This is a genomic window from Novosphingobium sp. 32-60-15 (assembly GCF_002280675.1).
GTDB lineage: Bacteria > Pseudomonadota > Alphaproteobacteria > Sphingomonadales > Sphingomonadaceae > Novosphingobium.
Map to the genome: position 1 here is coordinate 1 of NZ_NCEN01000040.1, position 12,876 is coordinate 12,876.

At 57.3% G+C, this 12,876-nt stretch carries 16 protein-coding genes and 1 tRNA gene; 9 read left to right on the forward strand and 8 right to left on the reverse strand.

All coding sequences use genetic code 11. The features are described from left to right. Nucleotides 1-100: 100 nt before the first annotated feature. From B7Y89_RS17175 to B7Y89_RS17205, 8 genes are all read right to left on the reverse strand, one after another. Complete coding sequence (locus B7Y89_RS17175; RefSeq protein WP_292940474.1) at nucleotides 101-853, reverse strand: hypothetical protein; 753 nt, start codon at nucleotides 851-853, stop codon at nucleotides 101-103. Between the two features lie 81 nt (nucleotides 854-934). After that, nucleotides 935-1,171, reverse strand: a complete 237-nt coding sequence (locus tag B7Y89_RS18350) for a transcriptional coactivator p15/PC4 family protein (RefSeq protein ID WP_366416438.1) — start codon at nucleotides 1,169-1,171, stop codon at nucleotides 935-937. Beyond that, nucleotides 1,168-1,677 (reverse strand): hypothetical protein, encoded by a 510-nt coding sequence (locus B7Y89_RS17180; protein WP_292940477.1) that lies wholly within the window; start codon nucleotides 1,675-1,677, stop codon nucleotides 1,168-1,170. Before B7Y89_RS17180 ends, B7Y89_RS18350 begins: the two co-directional genes overlap by 4 nt. After that, a complete protein-coding gene (locus B7Y89_RS17185) occupies nucleotides 1,674-1,865 on the reverse strand; it encodes a hypothetical protein (RefSeq protein WP_292940479.1) in 192 nt (63 codons plus the stop codon). The genes B7Y89_RS17180 and B7Y89_RS17185 overlap by 4 nt, the downstream gene beginning before the upstream one ends. Before the next feature lie 146 nt (nucleotides 1,866-2,011). Next, complete coding sequence (locus B7Y89_RS17190) at nucleotides 2,012-2,719, reverse strand: hypothetical protein (RefSeq protein ID WP_292940482.1); 708 nt, start codon at nucleotides 2,717-2,719, stop codon at nucleotides 2,012-2,014. Then, complete coding sequence (locus B7Y89_RS17195) at nucleotides 2,716-3,942, reverse strand: site-specific integrase (RefSeq protein WP_292940485.1); 1,227 nt, start codon at nucleotides 3,940-3,942, stop codon at nucleotides 2,716-2,718. The genes B7Y89_RS17190 and B7Y89_RS17195 overlap by 4 nt, the downstream gene beginning before the upstream one ends. Beyond that, on the reverse strand, nucleotides 3,942-4,352 hold the full coding sequence (locus tag B7Y89_RS17200; protein ID WP_292940488.1) for a hypothetical protein: 411 nt from the start codon (nucleotides 4,350-4,352) through the stop codon (nucleotides 3,942-3,944). Before B7Y89_RS17200 ends, B7Y89_RS17195 begins: the two co-directional genes overlap by 1 nt. 142 nt (nucleotides 4,353-4,494) lie before the next feature. Then, nucleotides 4,495-4,584 (reverse strand) — tRNA-Ser (locus tag B7Y89_RS17205). A gap of 100 nt (nucleotides 4,585-4,684) precedes the next feature. Here B7Y89_RS17205 and B7Y89_RS17210 point away from each other — a divergent pair. The 9 genes from B7Y89_RS17210 to B7Y89_RS17250 are packed head-to-tail and all read left to right on the forward strand — an operon-like array spanning nucleotide 4,685 to nucleotide 12,765. Then, on the forward strand, nucleotides 4,685-5,731 hold the full coding sequence (locus tag B7Y89_RS17210; RefSeq protein WP_292940491.1) for a lytic transglycosylase domain-containing protein: 1,047 nt from the start codon (nucleotides 4,685-4,687) through the stop codon (nucleotides 5,729-5,731). Beyond that, the gene (locus tag B7Y89_RS17215; RefSeq protein ID WP_292940494.1) at nucleotides 5,715-6,623 is read left to right on the forward strand and encodes an SPOR domain-containing protein; all 909 of its coding nucleotides are present in this window, start codon (nucleotides 5,715-5,717) and stop codon (nucleotides 6,621-6,623) included. Before B7Y89_RS17210 ends, B7Y89_RS17215 begins: the two co-directional genes overlap by 17 nt. Before the next feature lie 44 nt (nucleotides 6,624-6,667). After that, a complete protein-coding gene (locus B7Y89_RS17220) occupies nucleotides 6,668-7,855 on the forward strand; it encodes a D-alanyl-D-alanine carboxypeptidase family protein (RefSeq protein ID WP_292940497.1) in 1,188 nt (395 codons plus the stop codon). Continuing rightward, nucleotides 7,852-8,484, forward strand: coding sequence for a dTMP kinase (gene tmk, locus B7Y89_RS17225; RefSeq protein WP_292940500.1), 633 nt, complete (start codon nucleotides 7,852-7,854; stop codon nucleotides 8,482-8,484). Before B7Y89_RS17220 ends, tmk begins: the two co-directional genes overlap by 4 nt. Beyond that, nucleotides 8,481-9,446 (forward strand): DNA polymerase III subunit delta', encoded by a 966-nt coding sequence (locus tag B7Y89_RS17230; protein ID WP_292940503.1) that lies wholly within the window; start codon nucleotides 8,481-8,483, stop codon nucleotides 9,444-9,446. The genes tmk and B7Y89_RS17230 overlap by 4 nt, the downstream gene beginning before the upstream one ends. 46 nt (nucleotides 9,447-9,492) lie before the next feature. Then, complete coding sequence (gene metG, locus B7Y89_RS17235; RefSeq protein WP_292940512.1) at nucleotides 9,493-11,058, forward strand: methionine--tRNA ligase; 1,566 nt, start codon at nucleotides 9,493-9,495, stop codon at nucleotides 11,056-11,058. Then, on the forward strand, nucleotides 11,058-11,834 hold the full coding sequence (locus tag B7Y89_RS17240) for a TatD family hydrolase (RefSeq protein ID WP_292940515.1): 777 nt from the start codon (nucleotides 11,058-11,060) through the stop codon (nucleotides 11,832-11,834). Before metG ends, B7Y89_RS17240 begins: the two co-directional genes overlap by 1 nt. Then, nucleotides 11,831-12,598 carry an MBL fold metallo-hydrolase gene (locus tag B7Y89_RS17245; RefSeq protein WP_292940506.1) on the forward strand — a complete coding sequence of 256 codons (768 nt, stop codon included), beginning with the start codon at nucleotides 11,831-11,833 and terminating at the stop codon, nucleotides 12,596-12,598. The genes B7Y89_RS17240 and B7Y89_RS17245 overlap by 4 nt, the downstream gene beginning before the upstream one ends. After that, nucleotides 12,595-12,765, forward strand: a complete 171-nt coding sequence (locus B7Y89_RS17250) for a hypothetical protein (RefSeq protein WP_292940509.1) — start codon at nucleotides 12,595-12,597, stop codon at nucleotides 12,763-12,765. Before B7Y89_RS17245 ends, B7Y89_RS17250 begins: the two co-directional genes overlap by 4 nt. Nucleotides 12,766-12,876: the final 111 nt, after the last annotated feature.

Below are 12,876 nucleotides of genomic sequence, written 5' to 3' on the forward strand. Positions count from 1 at the left end.
ATATCCGCTCCCGAGATCGGAAACGTGCCTCGCCTATGACTGCCTTTGGGTCGGAAGCTGCCGAAAGACTGAACCGCCGCGAACGGCCGGTTTGTCCCACCTAAAGACATTCGGCTATAGCTCGCGAGGCGAGACGCGATCTGCTTCCGATGTTCTGCGACGAGCCACACCGCTTGCCGATTATATACGCGCGTTCGCCAAAGCGACGCAAGGTTAGGGCTTCTCCCGCGACGATATCCGCACATTTTAATACATAACCTAAGACAAAGGCCAGATTGTGCCTGTAATGCTCGGATCCGTTATCAGCAGCAGCCAAACGGCCCGCAATGCTGACAACGTGACTCACGCCTGCGCGGCTAGTCCCGCCAGCAAGGCGTATCCACTTACAAGTGCGCCCTCGCATTGTGCGTCCCAACGGTAGGTGCATGAGTATGTGGACATGTCCACCTTTGCCTTCGCCGCTTTCTCTAACCCATAGAGCCGTGAATCTGTCTGCCTTTGGCCGCGCATAATCCCGCACCAGTTTCAGCAAGTGGCCGATAAACTGTGGCGCGTCCAATTCTACAATGCCTGCCTTTTCGTAGTGAACAGTCCAGTGCCGGTTAAACCCAAGGCCGATAAGTTCGGCAAATTGCGCCGCCTCTATCAGGCCCTCACACTGCTTGCGTGACAGATAGCAGCTTGTCCGATCTCGCCGGTTTCGCGCACCTCCCCAGCCCATTTTTGCACGCATAGGGCCGTCACTTGATATCTTATCTTTAATTGCAAGCGCCATGCCAATCTCGGGAATCGGCAGTTGCACGCCCGTTTGATTAACAGACTGTGGAAGGTGGTTTTGGTCCCGATCAGTCATGTTGCGTAAGTTTCAAAATTTTGGGGTAGGAGTGGGGAAATGCGCGCACCGAGGCCATAGTCAGTGCGCGCAAGATTTCCCCTAGGAACCCGGTAAAAACGCCTCAGGCAGATTAATGCCATGGTACGCTAACAGGCTTTCCGTAAGGGTTTTTAGCGACGCCATCGGCATGGTGAAGCCATCGCGCGTTGGCTTCCAAGCCTCTCCATCGGCGTACCATTTACGCAAATTCACAAACGTGCGTCCCCGAAAGTGTTGCACTTCAAGTCGCCACAAGTTTCCCTTGTGCCGGTGCTCAAAAATATACCCATCTGTCATGATGCAGCCCCCTCCAATCCGGTTGCCGTAGGAAGTTCCAATCGTTCTATGATAAGAACGCCAGGCGAACGGAGCCTGTAACGAGCCCGACCACTGATGCCGTCAAAGATCGTATGTATCTCCAAGCCGGAACGACGGAGATCACGAATGCAATCACTTAGGTTTGTAATCCATGGCTGGCATTCCCATGACGTGAAACCTTCACCAATGGTTGCAAGCAGGTAGAGCACTCTACCAGAGGTGCCTGACCGCAGCACTATTCCGCCGGTCGCGGTGACAAACGTCAACTGATCGTCGTCAAGATACGGGAATGATTCAAATCCGTAGCCGGGGCGTTTTATCGGCCTTGGAAAATTGTTTTTGTTTCGTTCGATTACCAAATCAACCAGAAACTTGTTTAATTCAAGTTCTGCCACGTATGACGGGAGCGCGTCGGTTTCCTTACAGCCTCGTGCCCACCGTTGCGCGACAATGGCGGAAGTACGGTCCATCATTCTGGCGGTCATGCTGTTTCTCCCGATACGATGGGCAAGCTTTTTGCCCAAGCCTCAGCATCAGCGCGTGCAATACGCGTTGCCGTTCCAAATTTTCGCAGAGGGATTTGCGTTGCCACTGACCGATAAAAACTTGTTCGGCCGATTGAATATCGATCGCAAAATTGCGCTACGGTCATTAACTCGGGAATATCGGTCATAGATCGGTGCCCTTGTGCTTAGCCCAATACGCTGGACCAGCGGCTCCCGACGAATACCGGGGGCAGGGCTGGGATAGGTTAACCCGTTGGTTTAAGCTGTCAGATATTCGGGGACGACGAGGGGCACGTACGTCTGACAACTTGGCCTAAAAATCGGACTTCTCGACAATTTCCCACTTAGTAGCTTCCCACAGGACTGCCTGTCGATCTGGTGTTACTCGCTCATCAAAGAGCGCGAACGCGACTGCTTGAAAAAAACGAGTCCATTCATTCGCCTCATCCAGTTGCCGGACATGCGAACCACCGCATGGTACAGCTTTCACACCAAAGTGCGCTTGAAAGACCGGGGTAAGCAGCGCCGCAAGTTCGGTTCGCCTTGAACGTTGTTGAGCTTCTCGCCATCTTTGTGTCTGCTTTCTTTCTTTTAAGGTCTTTGCCAGCCGCGTTAATGTTTTTTCGGCTTCGCCAATCGCTAAAATTGGAACGTGAATTGGTAAATTCTCACTCCAAGTGACGGCCATTATCTCCACATCAAAACTTAACTCTCTTAATTCCCGCGACACATCCGCTAAAGACTTTGCCAGACCAGACAGCTTTTTTGACAAGGCTGCTCGGCCCATAACACTTGCATCTGCCGGGGAGCTGATGACAGAGCTCGCCAGCCGAAGGTCGAGTGAGAGCTCAGCCCAGTTGCCAACACAGTCACTATTTATAGAAAACCGTTCGAAAAGATCTCTCCAATAAGAAATTTCGGACAGATGGTGAGGTATGAATCCTTTTGATCGAAAGCCTTCATACAATTCAATTTGCTGACGGCGGGTTGGTACATTGAATTTCAAAGGCCGACTGCTCATACAGCCAACCGCAATAAGTTGGTGTCCTTTTTTCCCTCGCAAAACTTACCCCACAGTTGCAGCAGATCGGCCCGTTTGGCACGATGGTCAGTATGCAGATATGACGCTTCAGTCCTATTCTGATTGATGTGGGCCAGTGCGGCTTCTGCAATTTCGCGCGGGTAGCTCGTTTGTTCCGCCGCCCATGTCCTGAAGGTTGAGCGAAAGCCATGCGCGGTCGCAATCTTGCGCTGCACCGGATCAAGATAACCCGCACCGCCTTGCTTCAGGTCATTCGCGTGCATGTCCCGAATGACCTTTGTCAGCGTCATATCGGACAGTTCTTTGCCTTTGGACGTACCGGGAAACACAAGGTCACTGTTTTCCCGCTTATGTGACTTCATGCGCTCTAACAGCGTCACGGCGGCATCAGAGAGCGTGATAACGTGGTCATTGCCCGCCTTCATGCGCTCGGCAGGTATTGACCATAGTTGCGCCTTCAGATCGATCTCGGACCAGAGCGCGCCGCGCACTTCGCCCGAACGTGCAGCCGTCAAGATTAGCGTTTCCAGTGCCAGCCGGCCCATTGTTTCCTTGGAGCGAAGGTCGGCAAGGAATGTGGCAAGGTCCGCATAGGGCAGGGACGGGTGGTGCTTCACCTTGGCGCGTTGTTTCGGCAATGCCTTGTCGATCACCGGCCAAGGTAGCGAAGCCTCCCGATAGCCCTTTGCCACTGCCCAATCGATCACGGTGCGAATCCGTTGACGCAAGCGCCGCGCCGTTTCGCCCTTTGTCAGCCAGATAGCCCCCAAGGCGTCCCGCACAGCGCCGGTATCGACAAGCGCAACGGAAACGTCGCCAAAGGCGGGAAACGCGTAGGCGTCCAATGTGGCAAGCCACTGGTCACGGTGCTTCCCGTTTTTCCAGCCCTTCTTATGCTCGGCATGGACCAGTGCCGCCGCTTCTCGGAATGTGGGAACGCCAGCCGCCTTGCGCCGCTCAATTATCGGATCAATGCCCGCCTCTAGTTGTGATCGAACGATAGCCGCGCGGTCACGTGCCAGCCTTAGCGTAACCTTAGCGGCACTGCCCAAGCCAATGTCCCGCCGCGCCTTGTCTTTCTGGACGCGCACAACCCAGCTTTTGCCGCCGGTCTTTCCGACAACAAGGCAAAGCCCGTCGCCGTCCACATATCGGCCCGCCGTGCTAACCGCCTTTACGAATGTCGCTGATAGCTTGCCCATTACGAAGCCTTCGCCATCGCTTGAACTGAAATGCGGTCTTTGAGTTCGCCCCACTCATCGCCATCAAAAGTTGCAATCTCGCCAAGTTGAAAAACCTCGCGGTCGTTGAAACCTGCAATTGAGCGAGGACGTGCTTTAACGTCTTTTGCCCGCACCAAGATTGCAAATGCCGGTGCACCTGCCTTTACTGCCATCAGGTGCCTTAGACGTTCTTGATACCCAAGATTCCGAGTGTCGCCCTCATGCGCGCTATGATGAGCAAGTCGGATAAATCGCTTATCGTCTACCTTTTGGGTTTGATCCTGCCACACACGCAAAAATACTGCGCCATCGGCTCTCAATCCGCCCCAAGACCACTGCACGTTTGCAAGTGGCGCTCCCAGACGAGCAAACATGGCTGTGATAGACATAAAGATCTTTCCCACATTTCTTACCACACCATAGCGCGGTTAATGGGGAACGGCAAGGGACAGCTAGGGCCATGAAAATGGCGTAATTCCGCCGCTTTGTGGGTCTTTCGGGGTTGTTAGGGAATGCCTAAAAACGGCTAAGTGGCGGACAGGGTGGGATTCGAACCCACGGTGAGCTTCCACCCACGACGGTTTTCAAGACCGTTGCCTTAAACCACTCGGCCACCTGTCCGCGTGAATCGGCCTTTCGCCAGATTCGATTGCCCGTTAGCGCCTTCGCGGTCGGTCGCAAAGGGGATTCCCATCGGAATATATCCGTGCGAGACAGGGCAATGACATTTTTACAGCGAATTCGTGGGTTTCGGGCCGGTGTTGTTACAGTGTTGGCACTTGGATTGGCAGGTCCGGCGGTGGGTCAAATCGATCCAGAAGATGCTGGATTTCAAGGATATCTGCAACTTTTGGCGGCGCGTGCGCGCAGTGAGGGTGTGCGCGAATCAACGATTTCACAAGTCATGGCGGGATTGACGTTGAACCAACGGGTCATTCAGCTGGATCGCGCTCAGCCCGGATCAACAACCGGCACAATTCCGGCGTTTGAACCGTACCGGCGAAGTCATGTCGATGCATCGCGGATTGAACGGGGCCGTCGCCAATATGCGGCGGCAGCAGGGCAATTGATGGCGATTGAGCGGCGCTACGGGGTCCCCGGGCCGATTATGATGGCAATCTGGGGCCATGAAACGGACTACGGCGGCTACACCGGCAATTTCGACTTGCCGCGTTCGCTCGCTTCGCTGGCCTATGAAGGCCGCCGTCGTGAATTGTTTGCCAACGAGTTCATCGCGACGATGAAAATGGTTGACCGTGGAGTACCGCGTTCAAGACTGGTTGGCAGTTGGGCTGGCGCGTTTGGAAATCCGCAGTTCCTGCCGTCGGTCTATTTGCGCGTGGCGCAGGACGGCGATGGCGATGGCTTTGCCGATATCTGGAACAGCCGCACCGACACGCTTGCATCGATTGCCAATTACTTCCGCGATGCCGGTTGGCGTCCGGGGCAGCCGTGGGGCGTTGCTGTAACCGTGCCCGACGGGCTTGATCGCACCAGCCTTGGCACGTCCTTGAAGAGCCCGCGGTGCGTCCGGGTGTTTGATCGCCACACAGGCTGGAAGACCATGCGCGAATGGCGCGCGCTGGGCATTGCGCCCAAATCGGGTACCTGGCTGGCTGATGATGTGATGGCCAGCTTGCTTGAACCCGATGGTCAGGGCCGAACTGCCTATCTGCTAACCGGAAATTATAGGGTTATCCTCGATTATAACTGCTCGAACTTTTACGCCTTGTCCGTGGGACTTCTTGCAGATGAAATCAGCCGCTAGCTTTCTTGCGCTTTCAACAGCCGTCTTGCTAAACGCATGCGGCGGAGAAAATTCAGCAATTGCGCCGGTTTCCGCCACTGAAGTGCGCGGTCCGGCAGGGGATTACCCGATGGTTCTGGGTGATCCGTTCATCGTGGACGGGGTGACTTATACGCCCGCCGACGTGTTGAACTATGATTCGGTCGGCTTTGCTGAAGTGGCCCCGGGCGACGGCATTAGCGGCGCACATCACACTTTGCCGCTGCCAAGCTATGTCGAGGTGACATCGCTTGAGACTGGACGGACCATTCTGGTGCGGCTAACCCAACGCGGCCCCATGCAGAACAGCAACCTGATCTCGCTCTCGCCACAGGCTTGGGAGCAATTGGGGGAGGCGCAATTGGGGGAAACGCCGTCCATGCGCCTGCCGGTCCGGGTGCGCCGGGTCAATCCGCCAGAGGCCGAGCGCGCGTTGTTGCGCGGCGGCGCGCAAGTTTCTGCGCGCATGGACACGCCGCCGGGATTGTTGGCGGTGTTGAAGCGCAAACTTGGTATCGCACAGGCTCCCGCCCCGATTGCTGCTGCGGCAATTGATACTCCCCCCACGCCGCCCAAGCCTCCTGTAAAGCCCATGCCCAAGGTTGAGCCAAAGCCCAAACCGAAGCCGGAACCAACCGCTGCAGCCAAAGCGCCGGTCGTTCCTGCCAAAGGCCTGTTCGTTCAGGTCGGCGCCTATTCATCGCGTGAGCGTGCCGAGAACGTCGCCAAATCCCTTGCAGGATCAGCAACGCAATCGGGGAAAGTCTGGCGCGTCCGCACCGGCCCGCACAAGGACCGTGGACAAGCCGATGCAGCGCTGGCGAAGGTACGCGGGGCGGGCTATGCAGACGCACGGGTTGTGACCGCGCCTTGATCGCCTAAGGCGTGCGCCGATCCGGACAGTCCGGGAAACGCCTTTTGCTTTCAAATCTGCCTTTGAAACTGGCCACGCTGCTTGCAGGAGCAGGCGTTGCCATTTTGCCCGCGCAAGCCGCCGCGCCTGAAGTGCCCGTTATCGCACAGACCGGGACAATGCCGCTCATTGATGCGCCGATTGCCTTGCTGGTTGATGTCGGTTCCGGCCGCACCCTGTTTGCGCGCGATGCAAACCGGCGGTTTGTCCCTGCATCGATCACCAAGATCATGACCAGCTATGTCGCGTTTGACCTTTTGACCAAGGGCAAGCTGCGGTTGGACCAGCGTTTCGCTATGCGGCCAGAGACGTTCCGCCAATGGCACCGCGTCGGCAGCACCATGTTCATCCCCGCCGACGGGCAACCAACAGTGGCCGAATTGCTCGAAGGGATCGTCACGGTATCAGCCAACGATGCTTGTGTCGTACTGGCAGAAGGCTCCGTGGGTTCGGTGCCCGCTTTTACCAAGCTTATGAACGACGCCGCAGCCGAACTTGGCATGCGGGACAGCCACTTCAACACGCCCAACGGGTGGATGGATGAAGGGCAGACATATGTGACTGCCGCAGACCTTGCGACGCTGAGCAGCGCGCTCATCACGCGCTTCCCCGATCTCTATCGCCAGTTCTATGGCCATTCGGAAATGACGTGGAACGGCATCACGCAGCCCAATCACAACCCGCTCTACGGCGTTACCGAAGGAGCCGACGGGATCAAGACCGGCTTCACCAATGAGGCAGGCTACGGCTTTGTCGGTTCGGCTGAGCGCAAGGGGCGGCGATTGGTCATGGTTTTGGGCGGTTTTGACCGGCCGAAAGACCGGGAGCGTCAATCGCGAGAACTGATCGAATGGGGCTTTGCTGCGTGGTCCGCGCAGCCGCTTTTCGCTAAAGGCGCGTCGGTAAGCGCAGCCGAGGTACAGGGCGGTCAGGAACGGTCTGTGCCGTTGGTTGCGCCGCGCCCTCTCTCGATAACCTCGCCAAACGGAATGACGCCGCAATACACATTGGCTGTGCGGTATAAAGGACCGCTCAAAGCGCCGATTGCAGCGGGCGAAACGGTTGCCACATTGGTGGTCCGCGTTCAGGGACAGCCGGTGCAAGCCCTGCCACTGGTGGCCGGCGCTGCAGTGCCTAAAGGCGGGCTGACGGATCGGGTGCGCAATGGGGCGATGCGGATGGTAGGGTTGTGAACGAGGGTCGTTTCATCGCACTTGAAGGCGGAGAGGGCGTAGGCAAAACCACCCAGGGCCGCCTTTTGGCGCAAGCCTTGCGCGCGCGCGGGATCGAGGTTGTGATAACCCGCGAACCTGGCGGCACACCGGGAGCCGAGGCCATCCGCACTTTGCTGCTCTCGAACGAAGGCGAAGAGTGGGGTGCCCGGGCCGAAGCCCTGCTGTTTGCGGCTGCCCGCGCAGACCATGTGCAGAAGCTTATCCGGCCGGCAATGGCGCGCGGAGCATGGGTAATCTGTGACCGCTTCGTTGATAGCAGCCGCGCTTATCAGGGCGGGGGCAGCGGGTTGAGCGATGGCGATGTCATGGCGCTTCACGCAATCGGCAGCGAAGGTTTGCTGCCAGACCGGACACTGCTGCTGACCGCAGATACCGAAATTGCCGCCGCCCGCCTTTCCCTGCGCGATGGTGACAATGCTGACCGGATCGGCGGCCGCAGCGCTGAATACCACGCAAGCGTCGCAGAAGCATTTCGGCGGTTTGCAACCGAAGAGCCCCATCGCTTTAGCCTGATCAATGCCGATGGCACAGCGGACGAAGTGCACGGGCGCGTCATGGCTGCGCTTTCCGAATTGCTACCTGCATGAGCGCGCTGATCGGTCATGACGATGCTTGGCGGACATGGCGTGCGGCGATGGCCAGCGGGCGAATGCACCATGGCTGGATCTTGGCCGGGCGCGAAGGTTTGGGCAAAGCCAGTTTCGCACAAGCCGCAGCGGCAGAACTGGTGGCAGAGCCGGGTGTACCGCAGCCCGCGTTTGGCATGCATCCCGATATTCTCACACTGCGCCCGCTTCCGGCAAATGACGATGAGGCAAAGAAGCGCGCCGAGGGAAAGCCATTCCTGACCAAGCGCAACATTTCGGTTGATCAGGTCCGGGAAGTGCAGCGCCGCTTGAACACCCGACCGACATTGGGATCGCGCCGCGTGGTCATCATCGATGCGGGTGACCAGTTGGAAAAAGGCGCGGTCAACGCGCTGCTGAAAAGCCTTGAAGAGCCGCCACAGGGGACGTTTTTCCTGCTGGTCGTCCATGCCTTGGGGCGATTGCTGCCAACCGTGCGATCGCGTTGCACCATCCTGCGGTTTCATTCGCTTACCGATGCCGAAGTTTCGCGCGCTTTGGATATGGCGGCACCGGAACTTGATGCGCAGACCAGAGCGGCGGCGCTGGCAGTGGCCGGGGGTTCTCCGGGGGCAGCGTTGGCCTTTGCCGAACAGGATTTGGCCAAAGCGCAGGTGATTTTCACCGCCCTCATTGAACGCGGCGATCCTGAACTGGCTTTGCGCGGCGCATTGGCAGGCGCTTTGGGTGCGCGGCCAGATCGGGAACGGCAAATGGCAGCGATCGAGGCTGCGCGGATGACAGTCGTGCGCGCTTTGGGCCACGTTGACGATGCGGCAAAGCTGCGACTGGTCGAGGCGCACGCACGGCTTGTGAAGCTTGCGGCAGAAGCGCCGATCTATAACTTTGATGTCGGAATGCTGCTGATGGAAATCGGCTCCTTGCTGGCATCGGCTGCGCCGACTAGGGAAGGCGCACGGTAAGACGCAGAATCTCTGCACGACGCGACGAATGAAAGTGACTGGCCCGATGGGCGAACCCTTCTACATCACCACCGCCATCTCCTATCCCAACGGCAAGCCGCATATCGGCCATGCTTATGAGGCTATTGCCGCTGACGTGATCGCGCGGTTTCAACGCGCCATGGGCCGCGATGTGCGCTTTCAGACAGGGACCGATGAGCACGGCCTGAAAATGATGCAGAAGGCGCGCGAACTGGGCACTACGCCAAAGCAGTTGTGCGATGAAATGTCGTCGTTTTTCATCCAGATGTGCGATGCACTCAACGTGTCGTATGATGTTTTCATCCGCACTACCGAAGACCGCCATCACACTGCATCGCAAGAGTTGTGGCGCAGGCTTGAAGCCAATGGCGACTTGTACCTTGACCGGTATGAAGGCTGGTATTCGGTTCGTGATGAAGCCTTCTATGATGAAAGCGAACTGATTGCGGGCGAGGGGGGCGAGAAGCTTTCACCGCAAGGAACGCCGGTAGAATGGACAGTCGAGGAAAGCTGGTTCTTCCGCTTGTCGAAGTATGCCGAACCTCTGCTGAAGCTGTACGAAGGCAATCCCGGCTTTATCCAGCCTGATGGCCGCCGCAATGAAGTGCTGCGGTTTGTCGAAGGCGGCCTGCGTGATTTGTCTGTATCGCGAACCAGCTTTGACTGGGGCGTCAAAGTGCCGGGCAGCGATGGCCACGTAATGTACGTGTGGGTCGATGCGCTGACCAACTATCTCACCGGATTGGGCTTCCCCGATGAAGCGGGTGATTTTGCAAAGTATTGGCCCGCAAACATCCACTTGATCGGCAAGGACATTGTCCGCTTCCACGCCGTCTATTGGCCCGCACTTTTGATGAGCGCTGGGCTCGCTCCACCAAAGCAGGTGTTCGGTCACGGTTTCTTGCTCAATCGCGGGCAAAAGGAATCCAAGACAGTTGGCAATGTCACCGACCCGCTGGAATTGGCAGAGCGCTTTGGCGTTGATCCGCTGCGCTATTTCCTGATGCGCGAAATTGCCTTCGGTCAGGACGGCTCGTATTCACCAGAAGCCATCGTCACGCGGTGCAATGCCGAACTGGCGAACAGTTATGGCAATCTGGTACAACGTGTTCTTTCGATGATTTTCAAGAACATGGACGGTTCGGTTGAGACGTTCGCCAGCACCGGGGCCGATGACGTTCTGCTTGCCACCGTATTTGCCGCGTGCCGTGATGAATTGCCGCGTGAATTTGCGGCGATGAACTTCTCCGGCGGAATTGATGCCTGGATGCGCGGCGTGTTCGCCTGCAACGCTTATGTTGATGAGCAAGCGCCGTGGACGCTGCGCAAGACCGACCCTGAACGGATGCGCGCCGTGTTGCTCACGCTGTTCATGGCGATCCGCGATTTGACGATTGCGATTTCGCCCATCGTGCCACATTCCGCAGCCAAGGTATTGGATCAATTGGGAATCCCGCTGGGTGAGCGTGACTTTGCAGCCTTGACCAATGCAGACTGGTACATGGCGCGCGTGGCTACGGGCGAAAAACTTGGGCAACCAATGCCGGCATTTCCACGGCTCGAACTGCCCGAGGAAGCGACTGCGGCATGATGCTGATCGATTCCCATTGCCACCTCAACTACAAGGGCTTGATTGAAGATCAGGCCCAAGTGCTTGAACGTGCGCGGGAAACCGGTGTGCGCGGGTTCCTCAATATCTCTACCCGGCAAAGCGAATGGGCCGCTATCGTTGCCACGGCAGAACGGGAAAGCGATGTCTGGGCCAGCATTGGCATTCATCCGCATGAAGCCGATGCGCACGCTGATCTTGGCGAAGCAGCCTTGCTTGAAGCGGCCAATCATCACCGCGTGATCGGCATTGGTGAAACCGGGCTTGATTACTTCTACGATCATTCGGACCGGCAAGTGCAGCAGGATCTGTTCCGCGTACACATCCGCGTTGCGCGCGAAACCGGGCTTCCGCTGATCATTCACACGCGCGATGCAGAAGACGATACGACACGCATCATCGAGGATGAAATGGGGAAGGGGGCCTTCCCGGCGCTGATCCACTGCTTCACCGCATCTGCTGATTTTGGCAAGCGCATGCTGGAACTGGGCCTGTCCATTTCGATATCCGGCATTGTCACATTCAAGAACGCCAAGGATTTGCAAGCCGTCGCTGCGGCGCTTCCTGAAGACCGTTTGCTGGTGGAAACCGACGCCCCGTTTTTGGCGCCAGTGCCACATCGCGGCAAAACCTGTGAACCTGCCTTCGTCGTTGATACCTGCGCGTTTGTCGCTGGCCTGCGCGGCACAACCAAAGAAGACTTGGCCAACGTGACCGGCGCAAACTTCTTCCGCCTGTTCACCAAGGCCTCGCTGTGAAACTCACCATTCTGGGGTCGGGCACGTCAACCGGGGTGCCGCGTATCGGTAATGATTGGGGCGACTGTGATCCAGCGGAACCAAAGAACCGCCGGACGCGCGTGTCCATCATCATCGAGGGAAACGACGGAAGCCGCTTGCTTGTCGATACGCCGACTGATCTTCGCCAGCAGTTCCTTGCCTGCGGAATCGATAGCGTTGACGGTGTCTTGTGGACGCATGACCATGCGGATCACTGCCACGGCATCGATGATTTAAGGCCGCTGCGCTACGGCCGGGCCGGTCCAATTCCTGCTTATGCGGCGTCGGAAACCGTGCGGCGGCTGCGCCAGCGCTTTGGCTATGTTTTTGCAGGACAATTTGGTTATCACACGATCTGCGAGATCGACAATCTTGATCGTGTGCGCATGATTTGCGGGATTGGCGTTAACCATTGCCAAATGCCCCACGGGCCAGCGCAATCCACCGCATTCCGGTTCGATCAGGGCGGGAAATCAGTCGGTTACGCCACAGACTTCAGCGAGATTACCGCTGAAATGGTAGCGCTATTTGACCGGGTCGACGTGCTTGTGGTTGATTGCTTGCGCCGCAAACCGCATCCTACACACGCGCATCTTGATATGTCGCTTGAACTCATCGAAGCCGCCCGCGTTGGCCAGGGTGTCCTGACGCATCTCGACAAATCGATGGACTACCAGATGCTCGCGGCTGAAACGCCCAGCCATGTGCAACCGGCGTTTGACGGGATGGAGATTGTCTTGTGATCGGCGATGACATTGTCCGCATCATCGGAATCCTGGCATCGCTGATCCTCGTCGCAGCAGGATTGCGTGGCCGGCAGATCGGGCTGTCCGATGGTTTGCGCATGGGTGCATTGTGGGCGTTTGCGTTTGTCGCCGTAGCCTTGCTGGCATCCGTCCTCGGCGCTTAACTCGACGTTAATTTTACATATATCTATACCACATCATGTCTTTCTGATGTTATTTCAGTAACTTGATGGTGATACGCCTGTCCATTGTGTTTCGCCCATAATTTGGACGAT

Excerpts from the sequence above, each read along its gene's own strand:
- B7Y89_RS17175 (WP_292940474.1), bottom strand. The coding sequence starts at position 853 with ATGACTGATCGGGACCAAAACCACCTTCCACAGTCTGTTAATCAAACG.
- B7Y89_RS18350 (WP_366416438.1), bottom strand. The coding sequence starts at position 1,171 with ATGACAGATGGGTATATTTTTGAGCACCGGCACAAGGGAAACTTGTGG.
- B7Y89_RS17180 (WP_292940477.1), bottom strand. The coding sequence starts at position 1,677 with ATGACCGCCAGAATGATGGACCGTACTTCCGCCATTGTCGCGCAACGG.
- B7Y89_RS17185 (WP_292940479.1), bottom strand. The coding sequence starts at position 1,865 with ATGACCGATATTCCCGAGTTAATGACCGTAGCGCAATTTTGCGATCGA.
- B7Y89_RS17190 (WP_292940482.1), bottom strand. The coding sequence starts at position 2,719 with ATGAGCAGTCGGCCTTTGAAATTCAATGTACCAACCCGCCGTCAGCAA.
- B7Y89_RS17195 (WP_292940485.1), bottom strand. The coding sequence starts at position 3,942 with ATGGGCAAGCTATCAGCGACATTCGTAAAGGCGGTTAGCACGGCGGGC.
- B7Y89_RS17200 (WP_292940488.1), bottom strand. The coding sequence starts at position 4,352 with ATGTCTATCACAGCCATGTTTGCTCGTCTGGGAGCGCCACTTGCAAAC.
- B7Y89_RS17210 (WP_292940491.1), top strand. The coding sequence starts at position 4,685 with ATGACATTTTTACAGCGAATTCGTGGGTTTCGGGCCGGTGTTGTTACA.
- B7Y89_RS17215 (WP_292940494.1), top strand. The coding sequence starts at position 5,715 with ATGAAATCAGCCGCTAGCTTTCTTGCGCTTTCAACAGCCGTCTTGCTA.
- B7Y89_RS17230 (WP_292940503.1), top strand. The coding sequence starts at position 8,481 with ATGAGCGCGCTGATCGGTCATGACGATGCTTGGCGGACATGGCGTGCG.
- metG (WP_292940512.1), top strand. The coding sequence starts at position 9,493 with ATGGGCGAACCCTTCTACATCACCACCGCCATCTCCTATCCCAACGGC.
- B7Y89_RS17240 (WP_292940515.1), top strand. The coding sequence starts at position 11,058 with ATGCTGATCGATTCCCATTGCCACCTCAACTACAAGGGCTTGATTGAA.